The organism is Cupriavidus sp. F041 (genome assembly GCF_057814235.1).
This window is the reverse complement of record NZ_JBVASY010000001.1, coordinates 1879044-1895340: the sequence shown is the minus strand read 5'-3', so window position 1 is coordinate 1895340 and position 16297 is coordinate 1879044. Positions and strand designations below refer to the sequence as shown.

General features: G+C 69.5%; 14 protein-coding genes. 10 read left to right on the top strand and 4 right to left on the bottom strand.

Features of this window, described 5'->3' with window-relative positions; genetic code table 11:
* Nucleotides 1-95: 95 nt before the first annotated feature.
* The 3 genes from ACZY0R_RS08575 to ACZY0R_RS08565 form a co-directional block, all read right to left on the bottom strand.
* Entirely contained in the window at nt 96-1274 is a 1179-nt protein-coding gene (locus ACZY0R_RS08575; protein WP_488857995.1) for an acetyl-CoA C-acetyltransferase, read from the bottom strand.
* A gap of 174 nt (nt 1275-1448) precedes the next feature.
* On the bottom strand, nt 1449-1910 hold the full coding sequence (locus tag ACZY0R_RS08570; protein WP_035861831.1) for a PaaI family thioesterase: 462 nt from the start codon (nt 1908-1910) through the stop codon (nt 1449-1451).
* A gap of 15 nt (nt 1911-1925) precedes the next feature.
* Entirely contained in the window at nt 1926-2900 is a 975-nt protein-coding gene (locus ACZY0R_RS08565; protein ID WP_035861827.1) for an NAD(P)H-dependent flavin oxidoreductase, read from the bottom strand.
* 204 nt (nt 2901-3104) lie between these two features.
* Here ACZY0R_RS08565 and ACZY0R_RS08560 point away from each other — a divergent pair, with 204 nt between their 5' ends.
* From ACZY0R_RS08560 to ACZY0R_RS08515, 10 genes are all read left to right on the top strand, one after another.
* Complete coding sequence (locus tag ACZY0R_RS08560; protein ID WP_488857994.1) at nt 3105-3992, top strand: crotonase/enoyl-CoA hydratase family protein; 888 nt, start codon at nt 3105-3107, stop codon at nt 3990-3992.
* Nucleotides 3993-4029: 37 nt separating this feature from the next.
* Nucleotides 4030-4701: a nitroreductase gene (locus tag ACZY0R_RS08555; protein WP_488857993.1), complete on the top strand. Its 672-nt coding sequence runs from the start codon at nt 4030-4032 to the stop codon at nt 4699-4701.
* A gap of 180 nt (nt 4702-4881) precedes the next feature.
* Nucleotides 4882-5847 carry a 4-hydroxyproline epimerase gene (locus ACZY0R_RS08550; RefSeq protein ID WP_488857992.1) on the top strand — a complete coding sequence of 322 codons (966 nt, stop codon included), beginning with the start codon at nt 4882-4884 and terminating at the stop codon, nt 5845-5847.
* The gene (locus ACZY0R_RS08545; RefSeq protein ID WP_488857991.1) at nt 5844-7013 is read left to right on the top strand and encodes an NAD(P)/FAD-dependent oxidoreductase; all 1170 of its coding nucleotides are present in this window, start codon (nt 5844-5846) and stop codon (nt 7011-7013) included. Before ACZY0R_RS08550 ends, ACZY0R_RS08545 begins: the two co-directional genes overlap by 4 nt.
* Nucleotides 6991-7254, top strand: a complete 264-nt coding sequence (locus ACZY0R_RS08540) for a (2Fe-2S)-binding protein (protein ID WP_488857990.1) — start codon at nt 6991-6993, stop codon at nt 7252-7254. Before ACZY0R_RS08545 ends, ACZY0R_RS08540 begins: the two co-directional genes overlap by 23 nt.
* Nucleotides 7251-8555 carry an FAD-dependent oxidoreductase gene (locus ACZY0R_RS08535; protein ID WP_488857989.1) on the top strand — a complete coding sequence of 435 codons (1305 nt, stop codon included), beginning with the start codon at nt 7251-7253 and terminating at the stop codon, nt 8553-8555. Before ACZY0R_RS08540 ends, ACZY0R_RS08535 begins: the two co-directional genes overlap by 4 nt.
* A gap of 120 nt (nt 8556-8675) precedes the next feature.
* Entirely contained in the window at nt 8676-9545 is an 870-nt protein-coding gene (locus tag ACZY0R_RS08530) for a helix-turn-helix domain-containing protein (protein ID WP_488857988.1), read from the top strand.
* Between the two features lie 195 nt (nt 9546-9740).
* The gene (locus ACZY0R_RS08525; RefSeq protein ID WP_488857987.1) at nt 9741-10667 is read left to right on the top strand and encodes a dihydrodipicolinate synthase family protein; all 927 of its coding nucleotides are present in this window, start codon (nt 9741-9743) and stop codon (nt 10665-10667) included.
* Between the two features lie 109 nt (nt 10668-10776).
* Nucleotides 10777-12351 carry an APC family permease gene (locus ACZY0R_RS08520; protein ID WP_488857986.1) on the top strand — a complete coding sequence of 525 codons (1575 nt, stop codon included), beginning with the start codon at nt 10777-10779 and terminating at the stop codon, nt 12349-12351.
* 42 nt (nt 12352-12393) lie between these two features.
* Nucleotides 12394-13464, top strand: coding sequence for an Ldh family oxidoreductase (locus ACZY0R_RS08515; protein WP_488857985.1), 1071 nt, complete (start codon nt 12394-12396; stop codon nt 13462-13464).
* Nucleotides 13465-13470: 6 nt separating this feature from the next.
* Here the strand turns inward: ACZY0R_RS08515 and ACZY0R_RS08510 are convergent, their stop codons facing one another.
* A complete protein-coding gene (locus ACZY0R_RS08510; RefSeq protein ID WP_488857984.1) occupies nt 13471-16236 on the bottom strand; it encodes a winged helix-turn-helix domain-containing protein in 2766 nt (921 codons plus the stop codon).
* Nucleotides 16237-16297 lie beyond the last annotated feature (61 nt).

Genomic DNA, 16297 nt, shown 5'->3' with positions numbered 1-16297 from the left:
TGACCGGCGTCCCCCGCAGGGGGATGTCGTACGCTGTTGCGTCCAAAAACCAACGCCGCAAAAAGAAACAGCGAAGGCAACCCAACAGCCCCAACCTACAGCCGCTCAACAATAGTCACATTAGCCATCCCACCACCCTCACACATCGTCTGCAACCCATACCGCTTACCCTGCGCATGCAGCGCATGCACAAGCGTAGTCATCAGCTTCGCCCCCGAGCCACCAAGCGGATGCCCCAACGCAATGGCCCCGCCATTCACATTCATGCGCGCCGGATCCGCACCCGTGGTCCGCAGCCAAGCCAGCGGCACCGGCGCAAACGCCTCATTGATCTCGAACAGATCGATATCACCGATCTTCATGCCGGCCTTCTCCAGCGCCCGCAGCGTAGCCGGCAACGGCGCCTCCAGCATGATCACGGGATCATGGCCCAGCACCGACATATGGTGAATACGTGCCAGCGGCTTGACGCCCAGCTTCTTCAGCCCGGCTTCGCTGACCACCATCAACCCGGCCGCGCCATCGCAGATCTGGCTGGCGCTGGCAGCGGAAACGGTGCCGCCTTCCTCGATCAGCTTGACGCTGCCGATGGACTCCAGGCTGGCCTCGAAGCGAATGCCTTCATCCACCGTGTGCAACTCGCCATTGCTGCTGCCGTCGGCGGCGCGCACCGCCACCGGCACGATTTCGTCCTTGAAGCGCCCCGCCTGCGTGGCGGCGATGGCACGGCGATGGCTTTCCAGCGCGTAGCGGTCGAGATCGTCGCGCGTGAGGCCGTACTTGCGCGACATCATCTCGGCGCCGGTGAACTGGCTGAACTTCACGCCGGGATAGCGCTCCTGCATGGCCGGGCTCATCGAACTGCCGAAGCCGTTCTTGAACGGCAGCGTGGACGGCAGCCCCATCGGCACGCGCGTCATGCTTTCCACGCCGGCGGCGATGACGATGTCCATGGTGCCCGACATCACCGCCTGCGCGGCGAAGTGCAGAGCTTGTTGCGACGAGCCGCACTGGCGGTCGACCGAGGTGCCGGGCACGCTTTCCGGAAGGCGCGAGGCCAGCACGGCATTGCGCGCCACATTGCCAGCCTGTTCGCCGGCCTGCCCCACGCAGCCCATGATCACGTCGTCGATCAGCGCCGGGTCCGCGCCGCTGCGTTCCACCAGCGCGTTCAGTACCTGCGCTGCGAGATCGGCCGGATGCCAGCCCGCCAGCTTGCCGCCCTTGCGCCCGCCCGCGGTCCGCGCGGCCGCTACGATGTATGCCTCTGCCATGTGTTCTCCTCTTATCGTTGCGGGCGAATCCGCCCGTGGTGGCCGCGCGCCGGGAATGGCACGGCAAGCCTCGCTAGCCTGTTGCGGATTCTGGCGCAGCAGCCGGGCGCCCGGCGTCGTCGGAAGCGACGATTGCGCGGTGCCGGCGATCGCGCGAGCGCAGGTTGCCGCTCTTCACGTGCGGGGCGCCAGCACCGAGAAAATGGCCGTGGCGCGCAACAGGCAGCGCTCGCCGGCCATCACACGGCAATGGCCGAAGCGCAGCCGCGAACCCATTTTGTCGAACTCGACATGCGCCTCGATCCACTCGCCCAGGCGGGCGGCATCGAAATAGTCCAGGCTGAGATTGACGGTCACGGCGGGCGGCATGCGCTCGCCCTCCATCAGCATCATCATGCCGATGGCGGTATCGGCCAGCGTGGCCAGCATGCCGCCATGCGGGATGCCGAGCGGGTTGAGGTGATGCTTGCCGATGCGCACGCCCACCGCGCGCTGCCCGCTGTCCACGTAGAGCTGGCCGAGATGGGCAAGAAAGCCGCCGCTGGGACGCATGGCCTTGAAGCCCGGCGGGACCGCATCGGCAGCGTCGGCGGCATCGGCACCAGCGGCGCCGGAAGATTGGTTGGATTCAGCCATGCCTGTCCCGCCGCCTCACGCCGCGAAATAGCGCGATGCCACGCCGAGCTGCTCGCGGCACTCGGCCACCATGCGCTCGATCAGCTCGGCACAGGTCGGGATATCGTCGATCAGGCCCACGCACTGGCCGGCGCTGATGATGCCGCCATCGGTCTCGCCGGCGGCGAGCGCGGCCTTGCCGCGCACGCCCGCCACCAGGTGCTTGACGTCCTCGAACTGGGCGCCGCCGGGCTGGCGTTCGATGGTGACGACTTCATCGGAGACCGCATTCTTGAGCACGCGCGCCGTGTTGTGCAGCGTGCGGAAGATCAGGTTGGTGTCGCGCTCGCTCGCGTCCACCAGCGCCTGCTTGACGTTGTGGTGGATCGGCGCCTCGCGGGTGGCGCAGAAGCGCGTGCCCATGTTGACGCCTTCGGCGCCCAGCACCAGTGCCGCGGCCATGCCCCGCCCGTCGGCGATGCCGCCGGAAGCGATCACCGGAATGCCCAGCCGGCGCGCCGCCAGCGGGATCAGCACCATGCCCGGCACGTCGTCCTCGCCGGGATGGCCCGCGCACTCGAAGCCGTCGATCGACACCGCGTCCACGCCCAGGCGCTCGGCCGACAGCGCATGGCGGATCGCCACGCATTTGTGGATCACCTTGATGCCGGCTGCCTTGGCGCGCGCAATATGCTCCCTGGGATTGTTGCCGGCGGTTTCCAGCACCTTGATGCCGCTTTCGATGATCACGTCGAGGTAGCGCGCGTACGGCGGCGGGTTGATCGATGGCAGCAGCGTCAGGTTGACGCCGAAGGGCTGGTCGGTCAGCTCGCGGGTGCGGCGGATCTCGGCGGCCAGGGCTTCGGGCGTGGGCTGGGTCAGCGCGGTCAGCACGCCGAGCCCGCCGGCGTTGGATACCGCGGCGGCCATCTCGGCGTAGCCTACCCACTGCATGCCGCCCTGGATGATCGGGTAACGGGTGCCCAGCAATTCGGTAATGCGCGTCTTCATGAGGTTCCTTCTCGCTTCTTGTCTTTCAGGTTCTGTGCCTTGCCTGCCATGCTTGCGCCGCCCTTCGCCGCCATCTCGCCGCCAGGCCTCCTGGCGCCAGTCTACGGCGGGGCGGCGGCGGCTACCTCGTCGGATTCGACGATTGCAGGCGCACGATTCTGCACTACCTTACCTACCAACCCTTTCGAGCAGCCAAGGCCAGCCATGAGCAATTCCAGTTCCACGACTTCCCCCAGCTTCGAAACCCTGCAATACGCCGTCGACCGGGGCGTCGCCACCATCACCCTGCACCGCCCGGACAAGCTCAATGCCTTCACCGCGCAGATGATGCAGGAGCTGATCGATGCCTTCGACGCCACCGACGCCGACGACAACGTCCGCGCGGTGATCGTCACCGGCTCCGGGCGCGCCTTCTGCGCCGGTGCCGACCTGTCCTCGGGCGGCTCCACCTTCGATTACGAGAAGCGCTACGGCGCCAGCAAGGAAGCGGCGCACCGCGACGGCGGCGGCCGCGTGGCACTGCGTATCTTCCGCAGCCTCAAGCCGGTGATCGCCGCGGTCAACGGGGCCGCGGTGGGCATCGGCGTGACCATGCAACTGCCGATGGATATCCGCCTGGCCTCCACCGACGCCAAGTTCGGCTTTGTGTTCGCGCGCCGCGGCATCACGCCGGAGGCGGCATCGTCGTGGTTCCTGTCGCGCGTGGTCGGCATCTCGACGGCGCTTGAGTGGTGCTATACCGGCCGCGTGTTCTCGGCGCAGGAAGCGCTGGAGCGCGGGCTGGTGCGCTCGCTGCACGCGCCCGGAGACCTGCTGCCGGCCGCGCAGGCGCTGGCCCGCGAGATCGCGGACAACGCCGCGCCGGTATCCATCGCCATCTCGCGCCAGCTGATCTGGCGCATGGCGGGCGCCAGCCACCCGATGGAAGCGCACCGCCTGGACAGCCGCGCGATCCAGTCGCGCGGCCAGTCGGCGGACGTCAAGGAGGGCGTCAGCGCCTTCCTGGAGAAACGCCCGGCCAGCTTCCCTGAGCGGGTGTCGCAGGACATGCCGGACTTCTTCGACTGGGACAGCGAACCGCCCTTTATCTGATGCCGTCGATCCCCCGCCGAGCCCCAAGGAAAACAGCGTGAAAGTCAGCATGGCAGTCCAGACCCGCAAATCGGTGCGCGGCTTCCTTCCCACGCCGGTGCCGCCGGAGGTCATCCGCGACGTGCTGGAGCAGGCCGCGCGCGCGCCGTCGGGCGGCAACCTGCAACCCTGGCACCTGCACGTGGTGGGCGGCGAGCCGCTGGAGCGGCTCAAGGCCACCATGCGCGAGCGCATCGCCGGCATGCCCGGCGGCGAAGGGAGCGAGTACGACATCTACCCGCGCGACCTGGTCTCGCCCTATCGCGAGCGCCGCTTCCAGGTGGGCGAGGACCTCTATCGCTGCCTGGGCATCCCGCGCGAGGACAAGCGGGCGCGCATGGCCCAGTTTGCCAATAACTTCACGTTATTCGGCGCGCCGCTGGCCTTGTTCTGCACCGTGGACCGCCGCATGGGCCCGCCGCAATGGTCGGACCTGGGCATGTACCTGCAAACGGTGATGCTGCTGCTGCGCGAGCATGGCCTGGACAGCTGCGCGCAGGAGTGCTGGGCGATCTACCCGGAAACCATCTCGGGCTTTCTCTCCATTCCGCCCGAACGCATGCTGTTTACCGGCATGGCGATTGGCTATGAAGACGCGGAAGCACCGGTCAACCAGCTGCGCGCCACACGCGCGCCGCTCGCCGAGTTCACCGAATTCATCGGCATCTGAGGCCCCTGCGGCAAGCGGCGGGCGTCGGCTTGCCACTATGCCGATTTCGTCATCGCCGCTGGGGAAAGGCGACAAGCCGGCAGGAGGCGGCCATGCCACGCTGTAGGGGTCATCCACACCTGGCCCCCTGGGCATTCCCGCCATGCATCGAGCGCCCCGCCTTCCACCGCAAGCTCCACGGTGTCTTCACCGCCCGCTCCCCGCCAGATCAGGGTGATCGACTCCCACACCGGCGGCGAGCCCACCCGGCTGGTCATCGACGGTTTCCCCGATCTGGGCAGCGGCGGCATGGCCGCGCGGCTGGACCGGCTCTCGCGCGAGCACGACCGCTGGCGCGCCGCCACCGTGCTGGAGCCGCGCGGCAGCGACGTGATGGTCGGCGCGCTGCTGTGCCCGCCGGTTTCCGCCGGTGCCTGCGCGGGCGTGATCTTCTTCAACAACAGCGGCTACCTGGGCATGTGCGGCCACGGCACCATCGGGCTGGTGGCCTCGCTGGCGCATCTCGGGCGCATCGCGCCTGGCCGGCACAGCATCGATACGCCGGTGGGCACGGTGGAGGCCACGCTGCATGAAGACGGCTCGGTCGGCGTGCGCAACGTGCCCGCCTGGCGCTACCGGCATGCGGTGGCCGTCGACGTGCCGGGCCACGGCCGCGTCACCGGCGACATCGCCTGGGGCGGCAACTGGCTCTTCCTGATCGAAGCCCATGGCCAGCGCATCGCGCGCGACAACCTGGAGGCGCTGACCGCATTCGCATGGGCCGTGCGGCAGGCGCTCGAACAGGCGGGCATCGCAGCGCCGGACGGCGCGGCGGTCGACCACATCGAACTATTCTGCACGCCCGACGATGCCGATGAAGCCGACAGCCGCAATTTCGTGCTGTGCCCAGGCAAGGCCTACGACCGCTCTCCCTGCGGCACCGGCACCAGCGCCAAGCTCGCCTGCCTGGCAGCGGACGGCAAGCTCGCGCCCGGCACACCCTGGCGCCAGGCCAGCGTGACCGGCAGCCGCTTCGTGGCGCACTATGCGCCCGCCGACGAACCCGGCCGCATCATCCCGACCGTACATGGCCGCGCGCATGTGTATGCCGAGGCCACGCTGCTGATCGCGCACGACGATCCCTTCGCCTGGGGCATCGGCGCATGAGGCCCGCGCAGGCTTGCGGCGATGTCATCGTGATCGGCGCCGGGATCGTCGGCGCGGCCTGCGCCTTCGAACTGGCCGGGCACGGGCTGGATGTCTGCGTGCTGGACAGCCGCGCAGGCGGCGCCACCCACGCCGGCATGGGCCATCTGGTGATGATGGACGACACCGCCGCCGAGCGTGACCTGTGCGCCTGCTCGCTCTGGCTCTGGCGGGAACTCGCCCGCGACATGCCGGCTAGCTGCGCCTATCGCCAGTGCGGCACGCTGTGGGTGGCCAGCGATGCCGCGGAAATGGAACTGGCCCGCCAGCGGCAAGACGCGCTGCGGGCGCAGGGCATCCCGTGCGCCACGCTGGATGCCGGCGAACTGGCGCGTCAGGAGCCCATGCTGCGGCCGGGCCTGGCGGGTGCGCTCAAGGTCGCGGGCGATGCCATCGTCTACGCCCCGGCCGTGGCGTCATGGCTGCTCGCGCAGAGGGCATCGCGGATAAACCTTCTGCACGCCACGGCGAGCGCGGTGGAGGCAAACCACGTCACCCTGGAAGACGGCAGGCGGCTGACCGCCACTGCGGTCGTCGTCGCCAACGGCATCCAGGCCACGCAACTGCTGCCCGCGCTGCCGATCCGCGCCAGGAAGGGACATCTCGTCATTACCGACCGCTACCCGGCCTGCGTGAACCATCAACTGGTCGAACTCGGCTATGCCGCGAGCGCGCACCACAGCGACGGGACCTCGGTCGCCTTCAATGTGCAGCCGCGCCCCACGGGCCAGTTGCTGATCGGCTCGTCGCGCCAGTTCGACAGCCTCGACGCTGCCGTGGATAGCCAGCTCATGGCGCGCATGCTCCAGCGTGCCGCCGCCTACCTGCCCGAGCTCGCCGGCATGAACGCGATCCGCTGCTGGACCGGCTTTCGCGCCGCCACGCCCGACGGGCTGCCCATCGTCGGCGCCCACCCCGGACAGCCCGGCCTGTGGCTGGCGGTGGGACACGAGGGGCTGGGCGTGACCACCGCGCCCGGCAGCGCGCGCCTGCTGGCGGCGCTGCTGCTGGGCCACCGGGCCCCGATCGATCCGGCGCCTTTTTCCTTCAGCCGCTTCGCCGCAGCCACGCAGACCGCTCCTGGCCCCGGCACGGAGAATACGCATGAAACGCAACCGGGCCGGTGAGCCGACCGTGAACGTCCTCCTGGACGGCCGAGCGCTGCGGGTGCCGGCGGGCATCTCCGTGGCGGCGGCCATGGCCTATAGCGACCGGCCGTTCACCCGCCGCTCCTGCGGCGGCGAGCCGCGCGCGCCGTTTTGCGGCATGGGCATTTGCCAGGAATGCCGCATGACCATCGACGGTCGGCGCCGGCTGGCGTGCCAGACCACATGCCGGGAGGGCATGGTGCTGGAGCGCACGCCATGAGCGCGCGGCACACAGGCACCGGGCAAGCACCTGCCTCTTGCCAGCGCCGCTACGACGACGTATTGATCGTCGGCGCCGGGCCCGCCGGCATGGCGGCGGCGCGCGCGGCGGCCGGGAGCGGCTGCAGCGTCGCGCTGATCGATGACAACCCGGCGCCCGGCGGGCAGATCTGGCGCGATGGGCCGGGCGTGCGGCTGCCATCGCAGGCGCGCAGCCTGCGCCACGCCATCGCCGCGCACGGCCGCATCGCGCTGTTCGCCTCGACGCGCGTGATCGCGGCGCCGGCGTCCCACACGCTGCTGGTCGAAAACGACCAGAGCGCCATGCACCTGCAATTCCGCAACCTGATCCTGTGCACCGGTGCGCGCGAACTGCTGCTGCCTTTTCCCGGCTGGACCCTGCCCGGCGTGACCGGAGCGGGCGGGTTACAGGCCCTGGTCAAGGCGGGCACGCCGGTCAGGGGCGAGCGCATCGTCATTGCCGGCAGCGGGCCGCTGCTGCTGGCGGCGGCCGCCACGGCGCGACGGCACGGCGCGCACGTCGCGCGCATCGCCGAGCAGGCGCCGCTGTCGCGCCTGACGCGCTTCGCCGGCGCGCTGTGGCGCTGGCCGTCCAAGGCGGCACAGGCCGTCGCCCTGCTGGATGGCCACTATCGGGCGGGCTCCCATGAGGTGGAGGCACTAGGCGACGAGCGCCTGCGCGCGGTGCGCATCCGCCAGGGCGGCCGTACCGTGGCGCTCGCCTGCGACCGGCTGGCGTGCGGCTTCGGGCTGGTGCCGAATACCGGGCTGGCCGCGCTGCTGGGCTGCCCGCTCGACCCCGTATCGGATGCGATTGCCGTCGATGCGCTCCAGCGCACCGGCCTGCCCCACGTCTATGCGGCGGGCGAATGCACCGGTATCGGCGGCAGCGAGCTGGCCCTGCTCGAAGGCAGGATCGCCGGCTACGCGGCAGCGGGCGCCGACGACCGGGCTGGCGCGCTGGCGGCAACGCGCGCCCGCTGGCATGCGTTCGCGGAGCGGGTGCGGACCACTTTCGCGCTCGACCCCGCGCTCAAGACCCTGGCCCGCGCCGACACGCCGATCTGCCGCTGCGAGGATGTGCCGCTATCGGCCGTCCAGGCGTATCCGGATGCCTGGATGGCCAGGATGCAGAGCCGCTGCGGCATGGGCGCCTGTCAGGGACGCGTCTGCGCCACGGCCGGGCGGGTCCTGTTCGGCTGGACGCAGTCCACGCCGCGCCCGCCGCTGTCTCCCGCGCGGATCGGCACATTGATGCTGGACGAGAACGGGCGAAGCTGACAGGCTGACAGAATGCGCCAGCGCGGCTTGAGGTGGCCAACGGTTGTTACTCCCGCTCCCCTCATGGGGAGATCGACGCACACGGAAGCCCGATGAACTAAAAAGCCATCAGGAGACAATATGCCGCCATCGCCCTCCCGCTCCGCCCCCTCCTTCCCGGCCCGGCAGCCCTCGCCGGCGCCGGCAAGCCAGCACGAGGCCGACAACATCGCCCACCTCGCCGACATCTGTGCGAGCATATCGAAGCAGCGCCCGCGCGACATGGCCACCCTGCTCGATACCATCTCGCTGATCACGCCGTTGCTGAACGCCATTCCCAACGTGGTGTTCTTCATCAAGGACCGCCAGGCGCGCTACCTGGTAGCCAACCTCACGCTGGCTACCCGCTGCGGCTTCGAGCAGATCGAACCCCTGCTAGGCAAGACGTCGGCCGAGGTCTTTCCCGCCTATCTCGGTCGACGCTATACGGAGCAGGACCGGCGCGTGCTGGATACCGGCTGCGCCATCGCGCAGCAACTCGAGCTCCATCTCTATCCCGCGCGCGATGCGGGCTGGTGCATGACCTGCAAGCGCCCCCTGCTGGATCGCGACGGCCGCATCATCGGCATGGCCGGCATCTCCCACGATCTGCAGTGCGCCAGGGACACGCATCCGGCCTACCAGCGGCTGGCGGCGGTTGACACCTATATCCGCGAGCACTACATGCACCCCATCCTGCTCTCCGAGCTGACCGCGATGACCGGCCTGTCGGCGGCGCAGCTGGAGCGCTACTGCAAGCGCATCTTCCACCTGACGCCGCGCCAGATGATCCACAAGGCGAGGCTGGAGCGCGCGTCCGAGCTGCTGTCCACCGATACGCCGATCACCGACATCGCGCTCGAGTGCGGCTATACCGATCACAGCGCCTTCACCCGGCAGTTCAAGGCGCTGACCGGGCTGACGCCGCGGCAGTTCAGGCCGCCGGCCGGCAAGCCCGGCGCGCACGATTGAACGACGAGCGCGCAAAAGGCCGCACGCGTCGAACCCGCTTGCGCGGCCTCGCCCGAAGCGGACTCATAATGTGCCGATTTCGTCTACCTGCTTTGCGGAAAGTCTCAAGCCCGAACGGCGCGCAACTGCGAACCTGAAGGCTGGTGGCCAGGTGATGCCCTGCCGGCACACCCCACGTATACAAAAGGAGACGATATGAGCCGCAACGCCATCCATTGGACCGGTGTATTCCCCGCCGTCAGCACGCAGTTCAAGGCCGACTACTCGCTGGATATCGAAGCCACCCACAAGGTGATGCGCAACCTGGTCGCCGACGGGGTCTCCGGCCTGGTGGTGTGCGGCACCGTGGGCGAGAACACATCGATGTCCACCAGGGAAAAGCTTGCCGTCATCGAAGCGGCGAAAGACGCCGCCAGGGGCCGCATCCCCGTCATCGCGGGCATTGCCGAATTCACCACCGCCTTCGCCCGGGACATGGTGAGCGAAGCGGCGCGGGTCGGCGTCGACGGCGTGATGGTGAGGCCGGCGCTGGTCTACTCCGCCAAGCCGCACGAAGCCGCCGCGCACTTCCGCGACATCGCCACCGCCACGGACCTGCCGGTCATGCTCTACAACAACCCCTTGGTCTACCGCAGCGACATCACACCGGACATCCTGGTCTCGCTCGCCGATTGCGAGAACATCGTCTGCTTCAAGGATTCCTCCGGCGATACGCGCCGCTTCATCGACCTGCGCAACGCCGTGGGCGACCGCTTCGTGCTGTTCGCCGGGCTGGACGACGTGGTGCTGGAGAGCATTGCCGTGGGCGCCGAGGGCTGGATCTCGGGCATGTCCAACGCCTTCCCGAAGGAAGGCGAGACGCTGTTCCGCCTGGCCCGTCAACGGCGCTTCGACGAAGCGCTGGCGCTATACCGCTGGTACATGCCGCTGCTGCACCTGGACTCGCGCCCGGACCTGGTCCAGTGCATCAAGCTGTGCGAGGAACTCGCCGGGCGCGGAAGCGCCGTCACGCGGCCGCCGCGCTTGCCGCTGCAGGGCGAGACACTGGAACAGGTGATGACGGTGGTCACACAGGCCATGGCCACGCGCCCGGTGCTGCCGGACGTCGGCCTGCGGGCCTGAGACTGCGCCGCCGGCCCGCGCGGCCGCCATCCGCCCGCCCGCCGCCCGCGATCGCGGGCGGCGGGCCGCATCGTCCGGACGGCCATCCCCCGATGACCAAGGAGTCCCCATGTCTCCAGTGCAAGGCAAGTTCAAGCGGCAGCTCACCCTGACCGATCTCACCTTTATCGGCCTGGGCGCGATCTTCGGATCGGGCTGGCTGTTCGCCGCCAGCCACGTATCCGCCATCGCCGGGCCGGCCGGCATCGTCTCCTGGCTGCTGGGCGGCTTTGCCGTGCTGCTGCTCGGCATCGTCTACTGCGAGCTGGGCGCGGCGCTGCCGCGCGCGGGCGGCATCATCCGCTACCCGGTTTTTTCCCACGGCGAGCTGATGGGCTACCTGATGGGCCTGATCACGCTGATCGCCTTCTCCAGCCTGATCGCCATCGAAGTCGTGGCCGCGCGCCAGTATGCTGCGGCCTGGTTCCCCTTCCTGAGCCAGCCGGGATCGAGCGATCCCACCCCGCTCGGCTGGGCGGCGCAGTTCGCGATGCTGTGCCTGTTCTTCGTGCTCAACTACTACAGCGTCAAGACCTTCGCGCGCGCCAACAACATCGTCAGCGTGTTCAAGTTCGTGGTGCCGCTGCTGGTCATCGGGGTGCTGTTCACGCATTTCAAGCCGGCCAACCTGCAGGTGCATGGCTTCGCGCCGTTCGGGCTGTCCGGCATCCAGGCCGCCGTTTCCGCCGGGGGCATCATCTTTGCCTACCTCGGGCTGACGCCGATCATCTCGGTGGCCAGCGAAGTCCGCTCGCCACAGCGCACCATTCCCATCGCGCTGATCCTGTCGGTATTGCTGTCCACCCTGATCTACGTGCTGCTGCAGATCGCCTTCCTCGGCGGCGTGCCGACCGAGACGCTGTCGGATGGCTGGCGCGGCGTCGGCAAGGCGTTCGCGCTACCTTACCGCGATATCGCGCTGGCGCTCGGCGTGGGCTGGCTGGCCTTCCTGGTGGTCTCGGACGCGGTGATCTCGCCCAGCGGCACCGGCAATATCTACATGAACGCCACGCCCCGCGTGGTCTACGGCTGGGCGCGCGGCGGCACCTTTTTCAAGCTGTTCTCCCGTATCGACGCGGCCTCGGGGATTCCGCGGCCGGCCTTGTCGCTGACCTTCGCGCTGTCCGTGTTCTGGACCCTGCCCTTTCCCTCGTGGGAGGCCATGATCAACGTGGTGTCGGCCGCGCTGGTGCTGAGCTACGCGGTCGCGCCCGTCACGGTGGCCGCATTGCGCCGCAACGCGCCCGGCCTGCACCGGCCGTTCCGGGTCAGGTGGCTGGCCTTGCTCGGCCCGCTCTCGTTCATCATCGCCGCGCTGATCGTGTACTGGTCCGGCTGGGGCACGGTGTCCTGGCTGCTGGGGCTGCAGATCGCCATGTTCGTGGTCTACCTGCTTTGCAGGCGCGCGGTACCCACCCATCGCCTGAGCCTGGCGCAACAGGTGAAGTCCTCGCTGTGGCTGATCGCCTTCTATGTGCTGATCATCGTGGCCTCCTACCTGGGCTCCTTCGGCGGCATCGGCGCGGTCAGCCATCCGTGGGACACCGCACTGGTGGCGCTTATCGCGCTGGGGATCTATGGCTGGGGAGCCCGCACCGGCATACCTTCCGCGCAGATGGAACTCGGCGGTGACGATGACGAATAGCGATTGCCTCAACCTCAACCTCCACCTCAACCCGGAGCCCCGATGAACGATCCCATCGCCCCACGGCAGCACAGGCAGGCGCGCGGCACCGCCACCGAGCGCCTCTCCCTGCGCGAAGTCCGCGCGCTGTCCACCGCCGCGCTGCGGCATCACGGGTTCAGCGATCCGCATGTCGAGGCCGTGGCCGATACCCTGGTGGCCGGTGAGCGCGACGGCTGCGCTTCCCATGGCCTCTACCGGCTGCTCGGCTGCATCGCCACGCTCAAGGCCGGCAAGGCGTCGCCGGACGCCATGCCCAAGATGCACGAGGTGGCGCCCGCACTGCTGCGGGTCGATGCCATGCGCGGCTTCTCGCAAGTGGCCTGCAAGACGGCGTTGCCGTACCTGATCGGCAAGGCACGCTCGCAGGGCATCGCGGCGCTGGGCATCAACCGCTGCGTGCATTTCTCCGCCTTGTGGGCGGACATCGAACCGCTGACCGATGCCGGCCTGGTCGCCCTGGCCTGCACGCCCAGCCATGCCTGGGTCACGCCCGCGGGCGGCAGCAAGCCGCTGTTTGGCACCAATCCGCTGGCCTTCGGCTGGCCGCGCGCCGGCCAGCCCGCTTTCATCTTCGACTTCGCCACAAGTGCGGTGGCGCGCGGCGAGATCGAACTGCATCGCCGCGCGGGCAAGCCGATCCCCGAGGGCTGGGGCATCGATGCCGACGGGAAATCCTGTACCGATGCCGCCACCGTGCTGGACCACGGCGCCATGCTGACCTTCGGCGGCCACAAGGGCGCGGCCCTTGCCGCCATGGTCGAACTGCTCGCCGGTCCGCTGATCGCCGACATGACCAGCATGGATTCGCTGGCCTACGATGCGGGCACGAAGTCGTCGCCGATGGGGGGCGAGCTGATCATCGCCATCGATCCCGCGCGCTTTCTAGGCGCGCAGTGCGAGGAGGAGCTGGCGCGGGCGGAAAGCCTGTTCGAGGCGATGCTCGGACAAGGGGCGCGGCTGCCTTCGCAGCGCCGCTATCGGGCGCGCGAAGCCAGCCTGCGCCATGGCGTGCTCATCCCGCGCGCGCTGTATGACGACGTCGTGGCCCTGCTTCCGCGCAGCGCAGCCTGAGGATCGCTACAGCAAACCCAGCTGCCGCGCGATAGCCACTGCCTGCGTGCGGTTGCTGGCGCGCAGCTTGGCGCTGATATTGCGCAGGTGGGTGCGCACTGTGGTCTCCGAGACAAAGAGCCGGTCGGCCATCGCCACATTGGAGAAGCCCTCGGCCAGCAACTGCAGCACCTTCTGCTCCTTGGGCGTGAGCGGCTCCAGCAGGCCGTGGCGAGCCTGCATGGCGGCGGGGTCGGCCGGCTCCGGGGCTCCGCCGCAAGCCTGCAGCAGCCGCTCGATGTAGCCCGCGGGCAGCGCGCTGCCCTGGCGCACGCAGGCTTCGCCCACCAGCCGCCGGACCTCCGCGCTCTCGTCGGCGAAGATGCGGATAAAGCCTTCCGCCGCCCCGAAGCGCAGTGCTTCGCCCATCGTCAGCAGCGCTCGCGCGGCATCGCCGCTGCGCTGGCAGGCCAGCGCCAGCAGGATACGCAGCTTGAGCGCGCGCCGCATCAGTTGCGCCCGCTCGGCAGCAGCGAGTTCTTTCTCGATCGCCTCGCGCGTGGCGGCCGAGGGCTCGGTGAACAGTGCCAGCCGCAGCCGCCCCATGGGCACGTCTTCCACGTCGTTGGCAAAGGAACTGACGGCACTGACGCCGCCGGGCCGCGCCCGCCACAGTGCCGGGTCCGCGGCATGCAGCAGCGCCTCCTCGGCAGCGTGCTGGTTGCCTTGCAGCAGGGCCAGGCGGGCGCGCTCCAGCATGGCGCCCAGCACCAGCCGCGGCAGGCCGCGATGATGGCCGAGGTGCTCGAGCGCGGCCAGCCATTCGTGCGCGCCGTCCACGTCGCCGCGATCGCAGGCGATGCGGGCCAGCACGGTATGGCCGGTGATGATCTGGTCGGGCAGGCCGAGGTCGCGCGCCAGCGGCACGTACACATTGAGCAGGCGCTCCGCACGCTCGCGCTCGTTGATCTCGTAGAGCGCCTCGGCCAGCAGGATGCCGGCCATGGCGTTGCCGTTGGTGGGACCGTAGCGGTTCGGCAGCATGGTGCTGGCGGCAATGCGGAAACGCGCCAGCGCTTGCTGCAGGCGCCCCTGGCGCAGGTCGATCAGCCCTTCCACCGATTCCGAGAAAATCTTGTTGAAATTGCTGTCGGAACCGCGCACCACCTGGCGGGCCACGCCCAGCAGCCGCCGCGCCTCGCGGTAGTCGCCGGTCACCGCGGCCATGCGCGCCATCGAGGTGGCAAGGATGGAATCCGGGAACGGGTAGCCCATCGGCAGCGGGAGGGGATCGTCGCGGCTGTAGGCGCGCGCCTCGTCGAAGCGGTCCATCATGTTCAGCAGCATATGGCGCAGCGCGCGCACGTGGGCCAGCAGGTCGCCCTCGGCGCCGGCCAGCGGGATGGTCTGCAGCAGCGCGATGGCATCGGCCGGGCCGCGCGTAAACGACAAGGCCCAGACATGGGCGATCTGCAGCTTGGGCCACGCCGCCACCGCGTCGGCCGGCACGGCGTCCAGCCAGCGCGTCAGCAGGCGCATGCGGCCCTGCGCCAGCAGGTCGTCCACGGAGCCCGCCAGCAGCGGCAGCGCGTGGCCGACCGCCCCGGCCGCCAGCGCATGTTCGATGGCGGGCACCGGGCGGCCCTGCGCCTCGTACCAGCGCGAGGCGGCCATCTGCAGCGCGGGCACCTCGTCCTGCATGCCCTGCTGGAGCTGCGCGCGCAGGAAGCTGGAGAACAGGCTGTGATAACGGTACCAGCGCGCATTGGGTTGGGCGGGACGCTCGGCGCCGCCGTGGCGTTCGCCGTCCAGCGGCATCAGGAACAGGTTAGCCCGCTCCAGCCAGGCGAGGATTTCCTCGCTGTCGGCGGTGCCGCAGACGGCGTCGCACAGCGGCCCGCTGAGCTGGTCGAGGATGGAGGTGCGCAGCAGGAAAGCGCGCACCGCATCGGGCAGGTGCAGGTAGACGTCTTCGACGAGGTAATCGGCAATGGCTGCGTTGGAGCCGGAAAAGCCGGCGATGAAAGCGTCCGGCTGGCCGCGCCGCTCCAGCGCCACCGAGGCCAGCCACAGCGCCGTGGCCCAGCCTTCGGTACGGCGGTGCAGCGTGGAGATGGCCGCGGGTTGCAGCGCCAGGCCGCGCGCGCGGCGCAGGAAATGATCGGTTTCGTCGGCGGTAAAGCGCAGCTGGGCGGGCTCGATCTCCAGCAGTTCGCCGCGCGCGCGCAGGCGCGCCAGCCCGGAATCCGGCACCCAGCGCGTGCCGACCACCAGCCGGCCGCCAGGCGGCAATTGCTCCACCACCTGCCAGACCAGGCCGGCAACGGCGGGATTCTGCAAGGCCTCGAAGTCGTCCAGGAACAGAGTAAAGGGGCGGTCGTGGCCCGCCATGCGGTCGATCAGCGCCAGGGCCTGCTCGCCCACGGACTGCGGCGCCGGCTGGCTGGCGGCGCGCGGCGCGCCCCCCTTGCGCAGCACCAGCTCGAAGGCGGCTTCCAGCGAGCCGAGAAACCGCGTGGCGTCGTTGTCCGCGCGGTCCAGCGTGAACCAGGCGGTGGCAACGCCATCGGCGTCCAGCCGCGCGCGGCATTGCAGCATGGCGGTGGTCTTGCCAAAACCGGCCGGCGCGCGCACCAGCACCAGCTTGACGAAGCCGGCCGCGCACACCGCGTCGCAAATGGCGCGGCGTTCCACCTGGAACGGGGTCAGCATGGGCGGGCGCAGCTTTGCCACCAGCGTGGCAGCGCGGGCGGCGCCCCCGTGGCCCGCGCTGGTCTCCTCGATTATTGCCATTCGCCGTGTCTTCCTGTTGGCGGCGGCATCCGCGCCGGGCGGATGCCGCGCGATCGGCACC

Bases quoted from the DNA above. Each gene is read 5' to 3' on its own strand.
- ACZY0R_RS08575 (WP_488857995.1), bottom strand. From the start codon at position 1,274: ATGGCAGAGGCATACATCGTAGCGGCCGCGCGGACCGCGGGCGGGCGC.
- ACZY0R_RS08570 (WP_035861831.1), bottom strand. From the start codon at position 1,910: ATGGCTGAATCCAACCAATCTTCCGGCGCCGCTGGTGCCGATGCCGCC.
- ACZY0R_RS08565 (WP_035861827.1), bottom strand. From the start codon at position 2,900: ATGAAGACGCGCATTACCGAATTGCTGGGCACCCGTTACCCGATCATC.
- ACZY0R_RS08560 (WP_488857994.1), top strand. From the start codon at position 3,105: ATGAGCAATTCCAGTTCCACGACTTCCCCCAGCTTCGAAACCCTGCAA.
- ACZY0R_RS08545 (WP_488857991.1), top strand. From the start codon at position 5,844: ATGAGGCCCGCGCAGGCTTGCGGCGATGTCATCGTGATCGGCGCCGGG.
- ACZY0R_RS08540 (WP_488857990.1), top strand. From the start codon at position 6,991: ATGAAACGCAACCGGGCCGGTGAGCCGACCGTGAACGTCCTCCTGGAC.
- ACZY0R_RS08535 (WP_488857989.1), top strand. From the start codon at position 7,251: ATGAGCGCGCGGCACACAGGCACCGGGCAAGCACCTGCCTCTTGCCAG.
- ACZY0R_RS08530 (WP_488857988.1), top strand. From the start codon at position 8,676: ATGCCGCCATCGCCCTCCCGCTCCGCCCCCTCCTTCCCGGCCCGGCAG.
- ACZY0R_RS08525 (WP_488857987.1), top strand. From the start codon at position 9,741: ATGAGCCGCAACGCCATCCATTGGACCGGTGTATTCCCCGCCGTCAGC.
- ACZY0R_RS08520 (WP_488857986.1), top strand. From the start codon at position 10,777: ATGTCTCCAGTGCAAGGCAAGTTCAAGCGGCAGCTCACCCTGACCGAT.
- ACZY0R_RS08515 (WP_488857985.1), top strand. From the start codon at position 12,394: ATGAACGATCCCATCGCCCCACGGCAGCACAGGCAGGCGCGCGGCACC.
- ACZY0R_RS08510 (WP_488857984.1), bottom strand. From the start codon at position 16,236: ATGGCAATAATCGAGGAGACCAGCGCGGGCCACGGGGGCGCCGCCCGC.